16 protein-coding genes and 1 pseudogene are annotated in these 15,432 nt (G+C 66.3%); 7 read left to right on the top strand and 10 right to left on the bottom strand.

From position 1 onward, the window contains the following. Positions 1-984, bottom strand: a complete 984-nt coding sequence (locus tag AC4JJG_RS18765; RefSeq protein WP_495398680.1) for an ABC transporter permease — start codon at positions 982-984, stop codon at positions 1-3. A gap of 512 nt (positions 985-1,496) precedes the next feature. On the opposite strand from AC4JJG_RS18765, the gene AC4JJG_RS18770 reads away from it, so the two are divergent. After that, the gene (locus AC4JJG_RS18770) at positions 1,497-2,255 is read left to right on the top strand and encodes a Clp protease N-terminal domain-containing protein (RefSeq protein WP_495398679.1); all 759 of its coding nucleotides are present in this window, start codon (positions 1,497-1,499) and stop codon (positions 2,253-2,255) included. A 12-nt stretch (positions 2,256-2,267) separates the two neighbouring features. Here the strand turns inward: AC4JJG_RS18770 and AC4JJG_RS18775 are convergent, their stop codons facing one another. Continuing rightward, positions 2,268-2,774 (bottom strand): DUF5709 domain-containing protein, encoded by a 507-nt coding sequence (locus tag AC4JJG_RS18775; protein WP_495398678.1) that lies wholly within the window; start codon positions 2,772-2,774, stop codon positions 2,268-2,270. A gap of 154 nt (positions 2,775-2,928) precedes the next feature. Here AC4JJG_RS18775 and AC4JJG_RS18780 point away from each other — a divergent pair, with 154 nt between their 5' ends. Next, positions 2,929-3,972 (top strand): hypothetical protein, encoded by a 1,044-nt coding sequence (locus AC4JJG_RS18780; RefSeq protein WP_495398677.1) that lies wholly within the window; start codon positions 2,929-2,931, stop codon positions 3,970-3,972. Positions 3,973-4,095: 123 nt separating this feature from the next. Beyond that, positions 4,096-4,683, top strand: coding sequence for a hypothetical protein (locus tag AC4JJG_RS18785; protein WP_495398676.1), 588 nt, complete (start codon positions 4,096-4,098; stop codon positions 4,681-4,683). Positions 4,684-4,802: 119 nt separating this feature from the next. Here the strand turns inward: AC4JJG_RS18785 and AC4JJG_RS18790 are convergent, their stop codons facing one another. Continuing rightward, positions 4,803-5,300: an HdeD family acid-resistance protein gene (locus AC4JJG_RS18790; RefSeq protein WP_495398675.1), complete on the bottom strand. Its 498-nt coding sequence runs from the start codon at positions 5,298-5,300 to the stop codon at positions 4,803-4,805. Between the two features lie 135 nt (positions 5,301-5,435). Between AC4JJG_RS18790 and AC4JJG_RS18795 the strand changes: the two genes are divergently transcribed. Then, positions 5,436-6,305 (top strand): acyl-CoA thioesterase domain-containing protein, encoded by an 870-nt coding sequence (locus AC4JJG_RS18795; protein ID WP_495398674.1) that lies wholly within the window; start codon positions 5,436-5,438, stop codon positions 6,303-6,305. 95 nt (positions 6,306-6,400) lie between these two features. Continuing rightward, complete coding sequence (locus AC4JJG_RS18800) at positions 6,401-7,477, top strand: glycoside hydrolase family 183 protein (RefSeq protein WP_495398673.1); 1,077 nt, start codon at positions 6,401-6,403, stop codon at positions 7,475-7,477. 122 nt (positions 7,478-7,599) lie between these two features. Here AC4JJG_RS18800 and AC4JJG_RS18805 read toward each other — a convergent pair whose 3' ends face one another. The 4 genes from AC4JJG_RS18805 to AC4JJG_RS18820 form a co-directional block, all read right to left on the bottom strand. Continuing rightward, positions 7,600-8,259 carry a DUF305 domain-containing protein gene (locus tag AC4JJG_RS18805; RefSeq protein ID WP_495398672.1) on the bottom strand — a complete coding sequence of 220 codons (660 nt, stop codon included), beginning with the start codon at positions 8,257-8,259 and terminating at the stop codon, positions 7,600-7,602. A gap of 94 nt (positions 8,260-8,353) precedes the next feature. Next, positions 8,354-8,791 (bottom strand): hypothetical protein, encoded by a 438-nt coding sequence (locus tag AC4JJG_RS18810; RefSeq protein ID WP_495398671.1) that lies wholly within the window; start codon positions 8,789-8,791, stop codon positions 8,354-8,356. Positions 8,792-8,845: 54 nt separating this feature from the next. Further along, on the bottom strand, positions 8,846-9,463 hold the full coding sequence (locus AC4JJG_RS18815; RefSeq protein ID WP_495398670.1) for a response regulator: 618 nt from the start codon (positions 9,461-9,463) through the stop codon (positions 8,846-8,848). Further along, positions 9,460-10,668, bottom strand: coding sequence for a sensor histidine kinase (locus tag AC4JJG_RS18820; RefSeq protein WP_495398669.1), 1,209 nt, complete (start codon positions 10,666-10,668; stop codon positions 9,460-9,462). The genes AC4JJG_RS18815 and AC4JJG_RS18820 overlap by 4 nt, the downstream gene beginning before the upstream one ends. A gap of 195 nt (positions 10,669-10,863) precedes the next feature. Between AC4JJG_RS18820 and AC4JJG_RS18825 the strand changes: the two genes are divergently transcribed. Together AC4JJG_RS18825 and AC4JJG_RS18830 are read left to right on the top strand one after the other, a co-directional pair. Further along, positions 10,864-11,925, top strand: coding sequence for an ABC transporter permease (locus tag AC4JJG_RS18825; protein ID WP_495398668.1), 1,062 nt, complete (start codon positions 10,864-10,866; stop codon positions 11,923-11,925). A gap of 41 nt (positions 11,926-11,966) precedes the next feature. Further along, a complete protein-coding gene (locus AC4JJG_RS18830; protein WP_495398667.1) occupies positions 11,967-12,662 on the top strand; it encodes an ABC transporter ATP-binding protein in 696 nt (231 codons plus the stop codon). 150 nt (positions 12,663-12,812) lie between these two features. On the opposite strand, the pseudogene AC4JJG_RS18835 reads toward AC4JJG_RS18830, so the two are convergent. The 3 genes and pseudogenes from AC4JJG_RS18835 to AC4JJG_RS18845 all read right to left on the bottom strand — a co-directional run. Further along, a pseudogene (locus AC4JJG_RS18835) lies at positions 12,813-13,358 on the bottom strand (DUF2306 domain-containing protein); the annotation flags it as partial. A 42-nt stretch (positions 13,359-13,400) separates the two neighbouring features. Next, positions 13,401-14,492 (bottom strand): LLM class flavin-dependent oxidoreductase, encoded by a 1,092-nt coding sequence (locus AC4JJG_RS18840; protein WP_495398666.1) that lies wholly within the window; start codon positions 14,490-14,492, stop codon positions 13,401-13,403. Between the two features lie 45 nt (positions 14,493-14,537). Further along, a partial coding sequence (locus tag AC4JJG_RS18845) for an HNH endonuclease signature motif containing protein (RefSeq protein WP_495405798.1) occupies positions 14,538-15,432 on the bottom strand: 895 nt, incomplete at its 5' end.

Here is a 15,432-nt window from a genome sequence, read left to right on the forward strand (position 1 = left end):
TCAACTCACCCGCACTCTCGGATCGAGGTAGACCACGGCGATATCGGCGAGAATCGCGCCGATCGCGGTCGCCACCGCACCGAAGGCCGCGACCGCCACCACGCCGTGAATGTCATTGGTGGCGATGGACGTGACGAAGTATCGGCCCATGCCCTCCCAGCCGAAGATCGTCTCGGTGATGACGGCGCCGGTGAACACCGCCGGAATGGTGAAGGCTATGCCGACGGCAACCGGGATGATCGCGGTGCGCAACGCGTGACGTCGTACGGCGGCATGGCGCGTCAGGCCTTTCGCGCGAGCGGTGCGCACGTAATCGGCATTGATGGTGTCGAGCAACAACGACCGCTGCATCAGGTGCGTCCCGGCGTACTGGACGGCCACGAGCGTGATCGTCGGCAGGATCAGATGTTTCACGCGGTCGGCGAGAACGGGCCAGAACCCGTGGACGTCCACGCCGGCCGCCCCGGAGACGTAGACGACGGTGTGCCCCACCTGCTGATTCAATGAGATCGCGAGCAGCACGACGGCCAGACCCGCCACCGCGACCGGAATGTTGAGCATCGCGATGGAGATCAGCTGCCAGGCACGATCGGCGAATCGGTACTGACGCAACGCGGTGTAGACGCCGAGCGCGATTCCGAGGACGGTGGCGATGACGGTCGCCGCCGCCAGCAGTTGCACCGACGTCATCATCCGGTGCCCGACCTGATCGGCGACACTCACGCCGACCGGCGTGCGACCCCAATCCCAATGCACCACAATCCCCGTCAACCACTGCCACCAGCGTTCCAGGATCGGCGTCTTGTCATTGAGGTTATAGGTGTTCAGCGCCTCGTCGACGACATGCTCGGGTACCGGTGGTCGCCGGATGGCGTAGTTCGAGCGCGGGTCGAGAAACCACGTGGCGAGGAAGTACGTGAGGTTGGTCGCGAGACAGACGAGCGCCGCCCAGGTGACCAGGCGTCTGGCCAGGTATCCGATCACACAGACCTCGTCATCGTGGTTCTCGTCGTCGGGAGACGCCCATGGGAACGCCCCCGACGTCAGGTCGAATCATTGTGTCAGCGACTCCCCGGTCCCGTCTCGCCACGCGCCCGAATGCATACTTTTCGTCGCCGGAAGCCGCGTGACGTGCACCGACCAATCGATGTATGCGGCTGCACAGGATTCTCGGTCGATCGACAGGTATCCGTTGCGGCATAGCGGTTTACGCCGGTGACAAGCTCCAAGGTCACGACTCGGCATCGATAGTTAGGGAGTCTAATAACGTGGTGCAGAATGGAGAGCGCGTGTCGCGCTCAATCTCTCCGCGCACGGTCTCGCCACTCGCGGGTTCGCCGGGGAACGTTCGGGGTGAGCACGACTCTCCAGACTCGATGGTCCTCGCGACTCCTCCCCTTCGTCGCGAGGGCCATCGACTGGCTTTGGCACAACGGAAGTTGCGTCGGCGTCAACCCGATGTTGACGCCGAGGGCGCGTCAACATACGGTTGACGCATGGCCGATTCGCCCACCACCCCCACCATCCTTCGCCATGTCCGCCTCGACGACCTGATCTCCGCGATCCGGACCGTCCACGACAACCCTCTCGATCAGCTCACCGACGCGATGAACGCCGCCGAACACCTCGGGGACATCGCCGATCACCTCATCGGCCACTTCGTCGATCAGGCGCGCCGTGCCGGCGCATCCTGGACCGAGATCGGCACCAGCATGGGGGTGAGCAAGCAGGCCGCACAGAAGCGATTCGTCGCCAAGCCGCCTTCCGGGCAAGTGGCCGATGATTCGGCTGACGATCCGAATCCGTTCGGCCGCTTCACACCTCGCGCCCGCAACGTCGTCGTCGAGGCTCACAACATCGCGCTGGCCGAGAACCAGCAGGCCGTCAGCCCCGAGCATCTCGTCCGCGGTCTCGCGGTGGCACCGGAATCCGTGGCGGAGTTGGCATTACGCGCACAGGGCGTCGCTCTGGCGGACCTGGTCACCGCCTGCACACCGGACGGCGGCGACGCCACCTCCGAGTCGCCGAGCGAACCGGGCGGCGACGTGGTGCCCTACGACGACCGCGCACGCGCGGTCCTGGAATCCACGGCTACCACCTCGATTGCCTTGGGCCACAACTTCATCGGTACCGAACACCTGCTGCTGGCACTGTTCACCGACGATGCGGTCGCCGCCGTGCTCAACGGTCTGGGCGCGACCGCCGCGGACACCCGTTCCACCGTGGTCGAGTTACTGGATCAGTTCACCACCTGAGGAGTGATCCGGTCAGCTGTCGTCCTCGTCGACGTAATGGACCGCGGCCTCCTCGGCCGAGGCACCGGCGCCGTCGATGCCCACGTCCTCGGCGACGGCCTCCGAGTCCACATCGGGACCGACGCCCTCGTCCGGCGCCACCAATCGTCCCGCTCGACCGTCGCCGACCTCGCGATCCGCCGACGCGAACTCGCTGTCGTCCTCGGGGCGATCGGATTCGTGTGAGCGCCAATCGTTTCGCACGCGCCCCTGATCGTCGAGCTCGTCGAGCGGGTCCTCGGCGTTCCAGGGATCCGGTTCCTCCTCGGCGAGATGCTGATCGAGGGATTCGTTGCCGCTCTGCTCGTCCGGACCAAGTCCGGCATAGGCGCCGCTGGGACGGTAATCGGGAGGGGAGTATCCCTCATCGAGTACATCGTCCACACCACGGTCCACCAGCGTGTCCTGCGGCTGGAGCTGGTCGTCGGGATCCAGGCTGTACTCGCCGTCGTCAGGGTTGTCGATGTCTCGATCTGTCATGCCTTTCACGATGCCACCGCACGACGGCAGCGGCCACCGATCGGCCGAAGTCGCGGTATCCCGACGGCCCTCGAGGGAGCGGCCATGACGATCCCGGCGCTATCAGAAAAAGAAACCGCTGTCACACAGTCAGGGGTTTTGTATTGTCATCGCCATGACGACACCTTCCGATCCGAACAATCCCGGTGCCCCCGACTTCGGCGGCGGCCAGGGACAGAACCCCGAGGCCGGTCAACCCGGCACCACGCCTCCCGGCGCCACCCCGCCCGGTGGCCAATCCCACGATCCCTATTCGGCACCGCAATCGGGCGGTTTCACGCCCCCGTCCGGTGGTGAGACGCCCGGATACCAGGCCCCTCAGGGCGGGTACGGCGACCAGCCCGGCTACGGCACACAGCCCGGCTACGGCGCACAACCGGGCTACGGAACGGACCCCGGCTACGGCGCTCAGCCCGGTTATGGAGCGCCCCCCGGCTACGGCGCTCAGCCCGGTTACGGAACCGATCCGGCGTACGGCACCGGATACGGCGCACCCGGCTTCGCGCCCGCACAGTTCTCCGTCGGCGAGGCGATCAGCTACGGCTGGGAGCGCTTCAAGGCGAACCCGCTGCCGTGGATCCTGGTGATCCTGCTCGGTACCGTCGTCAGCGGCATCATCAACATCCTGGGTCAGATGCTCTCCGACGGCGACAACTTCGTACTGCCGGCCATCATCTCGGTCCTCGGCGCGATCGTGAACATCATCTTCCAGGGCGCCTACGTGCGCGGCGGCCTCGACGAGGTGAACGGTCAGCGACCGCAGATCGGTGACTTCTTCAACCTCAAGTTCGGTGCGGTCATCCTCGCCGCGGTGCTCGTCGGCATCGGAACCTTCGTCGGCCTGATCCTGCTCATCATCCCGGGCCTCATCTTCGCGTTCCTGTCCTACTGGACAATGCATTTCGTCGTTGACCGCGACCTCGACCCGATCGCCGCCATCAAGGCCAGCTTCAGTGTGATCAGCAAGAACGTCGGGCCGCTGCTGCTGCTCGCGCTCGCCGTCATCGGCCTGAACATCGTCGGTGCGATCCTCTGCCTGGTCGGCCTGCTCGTCACCATCCCGGTCACCACGATCGCGGTGGTCTACGCCTACCGCCACTTCACCGGCGGCCCGATCGCCCCGGCCGGTGCCGTCGCAGGTCAGCCCACCGGGTTCTGAGCCCGCACGATCGACTCCGCATCGGCCGTCACCCCTCTCGGGGTGGCGGCCGATCTCATATCCACCCCGAACGGTCCGAGCGAATCGCACACCGCTTGTCCCCGTTTCGGAGACAATGACCTCATGCTCGACGAGATGCAGGACGAGGCCGCAGCACTGTTCTCCGCCGGCGAGTTCGGACACGCGCTCGCCGAATTCTCCGTGCTCCGGGAGATCCGCGCGCGCCGTGAGGGCCCGTACTCGGTCAGTTACCTGCGGAACCTTCACGACTGCGTGCGGTGCATGTCCGCTCTGGAACTGTGGGCCGACTCCAGCCCGCTGTGCCGTGAACTGCACGGCAAGTATCGGCGGACGCACGGTCCCGCCCAGGCCGACACGGTCGACGTCGCCAAACACTGGGCGTGGGCGTCGATCCACCTGCGCGACTATCCCCTTGCCGTGCGCATCTATCTGACCACCGCCGACGCCCTCTGGGATGCCGACCCGGAACAGGCCCGAAGACTGCTCGCCGCAGCCGTGGCGCATCGCGCCGACGCGGATCCCGGACAGGTACTCGTCGCGGCCGATACCCCGATCGACGGACGCCGGCTCAGCCACGGGACCGACGTCCTGGCGGCGATCGGCCATATCGCCGACGAACATCAGATCTTCGGCGGTGACCCGCGCGAATCCGTCACGTTCGAGGGATTCACCCCTGCGCCGACGGCCTGACACCACGGATCATCCGGCGCCGCTCACGCAAACAGCGCACCGTCCGGTCGCAAGGGGTTAGACCGGACGATGCGCTGTGCACCACCGATACTACCGATGGCCGCATTCGGCGGTGTCACTCAGTCGATGTCGACCCGCTTTGGCAGAGTGAGCAGGGTGACCACGCTGACCACGATGAGCGCGATACCGCTGATCCAGACGAAGGTCGCCATCGTGATAGTCCCCGGCAGCGCGATCATGATGACGCCCGCGACGATCCCGATGAGACCGGAGACGACGAGCAGCCAGCGCGGCGTGTGCCGCGATCCGGCACTGGCGTGGGCCAGATCCGCGGCACCCTGGAAGATCCAGCCGAGACCGATGAACACGGCGAGGAAGTCGAGTGACCGCTGCGGGTTGAGGAGCGCGATGATGCCCGCCGCCAGAATGACGACACCGGTGAGTCCGAGTACGAAACGCCAACCCTTCGACAACAGCGCGGAGGCGAATGCTTCATAAATCCGGAACAGTCCCAGGACAATCAGTGCGATGCCGAACAGAACCGCGACGACCAGCAACGTGGGGCCGGTCCAGATGATCGCGATGAGGCCCAGAACGATTCCGCAGATGGCACTCACGACGAGCCCACCGCGAACCGAGTTGATCAGATCGTTCGGGATTTGTTTAGCAAAGTTATCGATTGTCATAGAAGAAAACATTAATACGTCAGATACGGTCGGGGCACGTTTCCCTGCCGAACGGAAGGGATTCTCGTGGAACCCATCGCATTCTTCACCCGTCATTCATCGGATACCGATTCCGCCGTCACCCCGGGCAGATTTGCGAGGAGCCTCTGGGCGCCGGCGACACTCAACGGACCCGCGGTATGCGCGCTCGCCGCACACGCGGCCGAAAGCGAGTTCCTCCCCGCCGGTTTCCGCCCGGCGCGTTTCACCATCGACCTGTTCAGGGTCGCCAAGGAGACGGCGACCACCACACGGGGCCGGCTGATTCGCGATGGTGGTCGTATCAAGGTCGCCGAAGTCGATGTGGTCCAAGCGAATCCGGATACGGGCGAGGATGTGGTGGTCGCCCACAGCACCACCGTCTTCGTCAGGGAAAGCACCAATCCGGCGGGCGGACGGTGGAGTCGCCCCGACGATCAGCACCACTTCGTGCCACCCGCCACCGACGAGGACGACCGGTTTCCGTGGCTGGGTTCGGAGACCGACGCCGCGACCGGCGCGACGGACTGGGACCGGGACATGGGCGCGCACCAGGATGCTCGCCGCAAGCGATTGTGGACCCGTGCGATCTCGGTCATCGACGGCGAGGAGCCCACACCATTCGAACGCGGTGTGATCGGCGCCGAGTCCACGAGCCTGCTCGGCAACTGGGGCGACGGCGGGATCGGCTTCATCAATTGCGACCTGACGGTGTCCTTCGCCCGTCTGCCCGTCGGCGTTCGGGTCGGCGTGGAGGCCGACAGTCACCTCGAGCACGACGGGATATCGATCAGCACGTCGAATCTGTACGACAGCGAAGGACAGTTCGGCGTCGGCATGGTGACCGGCGTGAACAATGCGGCAGCACAGATCGATTTCACGACGGTGGATACCGGCGACCGATACAGCGAGGGCTGACGACTTTCGGTGCATGATCGGCCATTGTCCCCATATCGGGCAATGGATTGATGTCGCTCGGTTCGGCGGCACAGACCTTGATAGGGTCAGCACTCATGAACTGGCGGAATGGACGATGGCGCGCGGGGATCGCGATCTCGACGCTGGCAACAGCTCTGACGGTGGGGGCGGTGGGCGCCCCGGCGGCGCAGGCCGCCGGAGTCGCGGCCGGCCCCGGCACCATGGTGGCCCGCCTGACCGGACCGGGTGCCATCAACGACACCATCGGACGCCACGACATCGTCGGCACCGACCTCGGCGTCATGTGGGACAACGGGCACGGCGAGATCCTCACCGCCTTCGGTGACACCCAGTCCTTCAACGGATGGTCGCTGCTCTACGGCGAACTCTTCTACTGGCGCTCCAATGTGCTGCTGCGGAGCACCGACCGCAATCTGGCCGACGGTATGACCTTCACCAGCCATGCCGGCCGTCCCGGGCACGCCAAGCGACTGCTGAAGCCGAATCTGCGTCGGGAGATCACCATCATCCCGACGGCCGGTGTCGCCGCCAACGGCGCGCAGTACATGAACGTCATGTCGGTGAAGCACTGGGGCAACCCCGGAACGTGGATCACCAACTGGGCCGGGCTCGTGAAGTCCACCGACAACGGCGCCAACTGGAAGGCCGTCAACGCCTTCCGGCCCAACGGGGGCGGCAACAAGAAGTTCCAGATGGCGGCGTACCTGAAGGTCGGCGACACCGTCTACACCTACGGCACCCCGGACGGACGCTTCGGTTCGGTCTACCTCGCACGGGTGAATCAGCGCGACATCGAGAACCTCGGCAAGTACGAGTACCTCTCGGGCGGGCGCTGGTTGCCGAACAACCCCGCCGCCGCGACCCCCATCATGGGCGCTCCCACCGGCGAACTGTCCGTGGCGTGGAATGACTATGTCGGCAAATACATTTCGCTGGGCAGCCGCGACGGCAGCGGCGCCGTGATGCGGACCGCCGACCAGCCGTGGGGTCCGTGGTCGGCCGGCGAGGTCGTGGTGCCCGGCAACAATCCGCCGACCGGCTATGCCCCGTACATTCACCCGTGGTCGAAGGGCAACACCCTCTACTTCACCTACTCGGTGTCCGCGGGTTATCAGGTCTACCTGATGCGCCTGCCGCTCCGGAAACCCTGACACGTCAAACCCTGACACATCGATGAGTCGGCGAAGGCCGGGCCCCGACAGGAGCCCGGCCTTCGTTCATTCCGGGGAGAGCCGGCAGGCCGGTGACGCCGGTTCGATGTCACCGGCCGATGTCACTGTCCGAGAATGCCTTTCATCTCGTCGATCTCGGCTTTCTGTGCGGCACGGATCTCTTCGGCCAACTTCTTCGATGCCGCATCCTTGCCGTCGGCCAGTTCGGCGTCGGCCATGGCTATCGCGCCCTCGTGGTGACGGATCATGCCCTCGAGCCACAGCTTGTCGAACTCCGCGCCGCGGGCATCGGTCATGGCCTTCATCTCGTCGTCGGTCATCATGCCGGGCATACCGGCGTGACCACTCGACATGTCGTGACCTCCGTGACCTGAATCCTCCGTCGTACCGGGCGCTGTCACGCCCCACTCCTTCAGACGGCCGGTCATCTGATCGATCTCCGGCTGCTGTGCCGCCCGGATGCGCTCCGCCAGCCCGCGCACCTGCGGGTTGGTGGTGCGCTCGTCGACCATGTCGGACATCTCGACGGCCTGCTGGTGGTGCGGGATCATCATCGAGTTGAATTCGACGTCGGCCTCGTTGTGGTCGGCGTTCTCGTCGGACGCCGATCCGTGGTGACCTGCCGGTTGCGACGCGGACGTGCCTGCGCCGGTCGAGTCGGTGTCGTCCGACGAGCAGGCCGACAGCAGCGCGACGGCCGTCGTCAACGCCGCGCCCGCCATCACGACGCGCTTGGTACGGGTGTTCATGGTGCTGGACATGGATATTTCCTTATCGCTGAAGGTTATTCAGGGCGGACACGGCCGCCCGGGGATACGTGTGGACGACGAACCCGCGGGGTTCGTCACACGTCCATCAGCAGCGGATCACCGACAGCGAGAGATGAGTGGGCATGGCCCAGGGCGGCGGACGGCCCAGGCGCCGAACGGATCCCACCACCCAGGTGGGCAGCAGACGAGGTTCCGGAAAACCCCACACCAGCAGGATCACGACGATCAGCGGGATGAGCGGAGGCAGGTCGTCGCGAACGAACACACATGCGTGCTGATGCGGTCCGCAGTCCATGGTGCCGGTCATCGTCGGGGTAACGCTCTCCCGCGCCACGGCCATCGTCGGCATCGAACCGTGGTGGGTGTCCGACGCCGCAGCGGGACTGGTGTGTGCTCCGGAGGGTTCGGCCACGCAGTGCGCGACCACCGAATGCATGACGAGCACCGCGAACGCGATCCCGATGAGCAGCAGCGCGCCCGACATCCGGGGATACCCGGATCGGTGTCGGCGCGGAAGCTGCATGTGGTCCAGTCTAGATGGCCCCTGACGATGCCTTCTGACCTCGAATGATGCGCCCTAGAGCAGACCGCGCCGCCGCGCCTCGACGACCACGCGCGTCCGGCTGTCCACGCCGAGTTTGGTGAAGATGTGCACGAGATGCGATTTCACGGTCGCCTCCGTGATGTGGAGGGCCCGGGCGATATCCCGATTGGAGTCACCGTGGGCGAGCCTGCCGACGATCTCCAGTTCCCGCTCCGTCAGGGCGTTCTCCGGCGACGTCACCCGGCCCAGCAATCGGGAGGCGACCGGCGGTGCGAGGACGGTCTCGCCGGCGGCGGCCGCATGGATCGCCCGCACCAGATCGTCGGGGGTCGCGTCCTTGAGCAGATAGCCGGTCGCGCCGGCCTGCACGGCCCGCACGATGTCGGTGTCCGTCTCGTAGGTGGTGAGGATCAGGACGTGCGGCGGATCGGGCAGGGCCCGGATGGACCGTGTGGCGTCGACACCATCGGCGCCCGCACCCAAACGTAGATCCATGAGCACCAGATCGATGTCGTGCTCACCGACCGCGGCGACCGCCTCCTCGGCGTTGCTCGCCTCGGCACGCACCTCGACGTCGTCGGCGGCGTCGAGGACCGCGCGGAGACCGGCCCGCACCACCGGGTGATCGTCCACGAGCAGCAGCCCGATCATCGCTCTCCCTCCTCGCCGTTCACCGGATCGGCACCGGCGGGAACGCGCACCCTGATGGTCGTACCCGCACCGACGGCGGAATCGACGACCAGGTCCCCACCCAGTTCGGCCATGCGTGAGCGCATCGAGGTCACACCGTACCCGGATCCGTCCGCCCGTACCCCGCCGATCGTCGCCGGGTCGAAGCCCCGTCCGTCGTCGACGACGTCGAGGGCGAGTTCGTGGTCCGCATGCGTCAGAACGAGTTCGGCGTGCGTCGCCCGCGCATGTTTGCGTGCGTTCGACACCGCTTCCTGGGCCGCACGCAGTACCGCCACCTGTGTGGCGGTCGGCAGGGCACGCCTGTCACCGTGTTCGGTGAACCGCGTCGGCAAACCCAGGTCGGTCGTCTCGTCGGCGAGCGTGGCGAGCGCCTCCGGGAGATCGTCCTGACCCGACCCCACCGGATCGAGCCCCAGCACCATGCGCCGCGTTTCGGCCAGCGCCGAGGTCGCCGTGTGCAGCGCCGTACCCAGCTGCGTCGTCAGCGCGGTATCCGTCCCGGTGTGGCCTGCGACGGCCGCCCGCAGCAGCATGATGACACCGGACAGACTCTGCCCCACCGTGTCGTGGATGTCGCGGGCCAGACGTTCCCGTTCGATGAGCCGACCGGTCTCCCGCTCCCGGGTGGCGAGTTCCTGCTGGGTGCGCAGCAGTTCGTCGAGCAGACGGCGACGCTCCTCCGATTGCGCACGCAGCCGCTGGTAGATCTCGGTCATCACCGCTGCACAGGCGATGCCGATGGTGGGTCCGATGATCGCACCGACCACCCACTTCCCTTGATGCGCGGCAAATCCCAGCGTGGCGACCACGGCGACGAGCACCTCGGTGGGAACCGCCCAGCGCACGGGCAGCAGATGCCACACGAGCAGGGCCAGCAGAAAGGCCAGCCACACGAACTCGCCGGACAGCACGACGAGCCCGATCCACAGCACGATCAGTCCCGCCAGCCAGCCTCGTGCCACGCGGTCACGGCGCCGCGTCACCCAGACCGCACCGGCGGTGTACCAGCCCGCGATGGCGAGACCGGCCACGATCGGGACCACCGGCTGCGCCATGTCCAGGGCGGCCCGCACGACACCGATCACCAACAGCACCGTGAACAGGATGTGCCCGGCCATCAGCACATGGCGATCGGCCTCCGGAATGTGCTCGCGCGTGTTCATGTCTCCAGTATCCGCACGGTGTCGCGCCGGGGCCTCCAACTTTCGATGGACACGCGAGTCCATCGAACCGACCGGCGGAACCGGCCTTCGCATCGATGTGCGAACGCGCGTTGTGGACGATGCTGGAAAGCAAGGTCAGACAGACCATTTCACCGCCGGTGTGGTCACCGGTGACGGTAGCAGAACAAGGAAGTGATGGTTGTGTTCATCGCGTTACGCGACATCCTCTTCGCGAAGGGACGATTCGCGGTGATCACCTCGGTGATCATATTGATGACATTCATGGTGGTCGTGTTATCCGCACTCACCAATGGGTTGGCGGCGCAATCCATCTCGGCCGTCGAACGTCTGCCCGGACAGCAGGTGATCCTCCAGGAGGGCACCGGCGGCGAAGGCCCCACCCTGTCGCAGAGTTCCCTGGATCGCGCGACGGTCCAGGAGATCACCGACGTACACGGTGACGCGGCCGCCCCACTGGGCGTCCTGACGACCCGGTTGGCGCATGGTGACACCACGACCACGATCAGCCTCTTCGGCGCCGATCCCCGCCTGATGCCGGAGGCGTCGAGCGGTGCGCTCCCCACCGACGACGGCATCCTCCTGAACCAGAAGCAGGCCGACGAACTGGGCGTCGCACCCGGCGATTCCGTGAGTGTCGGCGGTAACCAGCTGACCGTCGACGGCATCGGCGCGGCAGGCGATTTCGCGCACACCCCGGTCGCCTACACCACGATGCCCACCTGGCAGCAGCTTTCGCACGGCGACGTGGCCAGCGGTGTCGTGGTGCTGTCCGGCGCCGACGATACGGTCGCTCCGGGTACCGTTGCGCTGCCGATGGATTCGGTCACCGACGCGGTTCCGGGGTACAGCTCCGAACACGGTTCACTGCTCGCGATCCAGATCATGTTGCTGGCCATCTCGGCGCTGGTCGTCGGTGCGTTCTTCGCGGTCTGGACGGTTCAGCGGACCCGCGATCTCGCGGTACTGCGCGCACTCGGCGCCAGCCGTGGCTACCTGCTCCGGGACGGACTGGGCCAGGCCGCGATCATCCTGATCGTCGGTGAGGCCGTCGGCGCACTGCTCGGCGTCGGACTGGTCCTCGGGCTCACCGCGACCGGCATCGCTATTCCGTTGTCGCTCAGCGTCGGTGCCATCGTGCTGCCGGTCATCGGCATGACCGTACTGGGCATCGCAGGTGCGGGCCTGGCGGTCCGCCGCGTCACCACCGTCGATCCGGCGGTCGCACTGTCCCGCTGACTCCGACACCCATTCATCCACCCATACAACAGGAGCACATGATGAGTCTCTCCCTCTCCGACATCACCCTCACCTACCCGGACGGCCGCGGCCGGCTGACGGCACTCGACGACGTCTCGCTCGAGGTCGCCGACGGCGAATTGGTCGCCGTCACCGGTCCGTCCGGATGCGGCAAGTCGAGTCTCCTGGCCGTCGCCGGAACCCTGGCCACCCCGGACAGCGGCACGGTCGTCATCGACGACGTCGAGGCCGGCGGCCTGTCCGACCGTGACCGGGACCGGTTGCGCCGCGACCGGATCGGCTTCGTGTTCCAGCAGGACAATCTGCTGCCGTCGCTGACCGCCCTGGATCAACTACTGGTCACCACGCACATCCGGGGCCGCGGCCGCGAAGGCCACGACGAGGCCATGTCGCTACTCGGCGAGGTGGGTCTGGCCGACTCGGCGCACCGTAGGCCGAGCGAGCTGTCCGGCGGTATGCGCCAGCGCGTCAATATCGCACGGGCACTGATGGGTTCGCCGTCATTGCTGTTGATCGACGAACCGACGTCTGCCCTCGACTCCGAGCGCGCGCACGCCGTCATCGAGTTGCTGGGCCGTCTCGTCCGCAGTCGCGATCTGGCCGCCGTGCTCGTCAGCCACGACCTGCAGACGCTCACCCCGGACACCGGCGTGGACCGCGTCGTCCGGATGAGCGACGGACGCATCCTGGGTGCGGCGGATCACGTGGCGGCGTGACCGTCGCGGGTCACTCGCGAACTGACCCAACAGGATTCCGGACACGAGTCCCATCCACGGTGACAGCGCGGAGGCCCACACCATGACCGGATCGTCGATGCCGGGTGACAGACTTTCCAGCCATCCGGCAGCGAACGTTCCGAGCAGCATGGCGTAGACGCGGTTCAGGATCACCGAAAAGGCAAGGCACGCACTGCGGATCATCCAGCGTCGATGATCGGCCACGCGGCCACCGATGATCGCCCGCACCCCGAGGGTGGTGTAGGTCATCCAGAGGACCGCGAGGATCACATCGGAGATTTTCGCTGCCGGCCCGAACGGCGACTGGACCCCGATGGCGAAGGCACTCGGTCCGGCGATCGCCACCGCGAACACGTACACGCGGCCTTCTCGTCTGTGCCATCGCGGGTTCCGGGATCGCAGTCGCGGCCAGAGTTGGCCGGCGGCACACAGCATGGCCACCACCGCGACCGTCACGTGGGTGACCAGCATCGGGTAGTACCAGGCGGGTTGGCCGTCGACGGGGATGCGCGAGGCCGTTTCGTCGAGTCCGACGTAGGGCGCCAATGAGTAGATTGCGAACGGTATGAGCACGCCGATCGTGCCGAGAAGCCACCACCGGGTCGAGGTTCGTTGTGTCGTGAGCTGTCGAGCAGTCATGCCGTCAGGATCGGTGTCCGGACCACCACGACACATCACCCGGGAGAGGGAGATATTCCTCCCCCACGCGACCGACCGTCAGGGTGCCGAGGGCCGGATCCATCCGAGTGCGGGGGCGATCTCGGTGGCGAACTGTTCCAGTCGCGTGATGTCGAGGTCGGCACCGGGCGTTCCGTCACCCGCCGCCGGATAGAGGCCCACGGTCGGCAGGAAATGTGTGACCTGCCCGGCCAGCGCCGGATCGTCCCGAAGATCTCCGATGACATCGGTGACCGTGCCGTATCGCGTGACGCGCCGCAGGTACTGGTGGGTGTCGAGGTCCGCGAGTTCGGGCTTGTAGGAGTTGGCGAAGTCCCTAAACGCGTCGAGTTCGTCGGCGACCTGCTGCTCGATGCTGTCCCGGCTGTCGCTGACGTAGGTGAACCGCAGCGCTCCGATTCGGGGTGTGCGTGTACCGCCGGCCTGGGTGCGGTGCCAGGCGTCGCGGTAGGCGTCGATCTTGGCGCGCTGATCGTGGAGTGGATGGTCGGCGAAGGTGCCGATGAGTAGGCCGTCACCGGCCTCTGCTGCTGCGGCGGCGCGTTCCGGTGTTCCGACGGAGTGCCACAGGCGGTCCCGGAGCGCCGGGGCCGGCGGATACAGCCGGCGTGGTTCGTCGTCGCCGGTGAGTGATCGGCCGTCGAACAGTGCGTGCACGGTCGCCAGGTGGTCGTCGAACAGTTCGCGGCGGTCGTCGAGGTCGCGGCCGAAGGCGACGAAGGAGTCACCATCGCCGGCCCCGCTGCCGATCCCGAGGTTGATTCGGTCTCCGGCGATCGCGTGGAGTACCGCGGCATCCTCGGCGAATCGGATCGGGTCCTCGAGCGGCAGCACCGTGACGGCTGTCCCCAGTTCGATGGTCCGGGTCCGTTCGGCCAGCGCCGCGAACAGCACGAGCGGTGACGGCAGGCGGTCTTTGCCGAAGTGGTGTTGCCCCACCCAGACACTCTCGTAGCCCAACTCCTCGGCCGCGACCACGGTGTCGATGAGTTCGGCGTACGTGTCGGCGGCCGACTGCTCCGCGCGACCGTGCACCTGGGTGAAGAATCCCAGGTGGAAAGCCGACTCGGCGTGCGGCACGTCTGCCGACGGCGCCTCCTGCACGGCACGTTCGATGGTCGTCTCGGTCATGCCGCTCATGGTGACCGCACGACGTCATCGTCAAAAGTGTTGCACTCATGGTGATCCCAGCCGTTTAGCGGACGTCGTCCAGCTGAGGAGTTCGTCGACGAGGTGAATGTGGTTGGTCCGTGGTGTGTCGGGCGGGACGCCCTTACTGGTGTTGCATCTCCAGCCGTAGCGTCCGCGGTCGGGGCCGGTACGGATCTTGATGGTCGACAGTTGCCCTGCTTTGTGGCCGACGAGTCGGTTGTGTGGCGGGCAGGCGGGCGCCATCGCGTTGGCATCGGTGGTGCCGCCGTCGGTCCAATCCTGTTCGGCGTGATGCATTTCGGTGTGGGAGAACGGCCGCGGACACCCCGGCACCGAGCACCCGCCGTACTGGACGAAACTCATGAACCTCTGGGCCTGATTCGCCAACCGTCTGGCTCGCCCCAGATACAGCGGCTCGTTCGTATGATCGGCGAACACTGCGAGGTACATCTGGGCGTCGGCGGCCAGCTTGATCACATCGGAGATCGGCAGGTCGGCGCCGGTGGTGGTGTGGCCCAGACCCGCCCGATCACGCAATTCGCTCTCGGTGATCTTGATGATCAGATGCGGCGGTAGCCCACGATGACTCTTGCCGAGCACACCTCCATCCAACGCGCACCGCAGCAGCGCCTTGAAGGCGTCGTGCTGGCGTTCGGCGGCACCCCGCGAATCTCGTTGTGCCGCTTCCTTCACCAGCTCCGGATCGGCCTCGTCGACATGCCCGACCGGCGACTGCTCGTCGTCGGGGTTGTTCATCCCCGGCGCGGCCCACGCTGCCATCACCACATCGAGCATCGCTCGGGTCTCGGGATCCAGATAGCCAAAGATCTTCGACATCTGCTGCGAGTCCGGGTCGAGCACCGACAACCTGCGCCGACGTTTCCGATCCCGCTCATCACTCAAAGAGCCGTCCGGATCC

It is taken from the genome of Gordonia sp. B8661-1 (genome assembly GCF_059427765.1).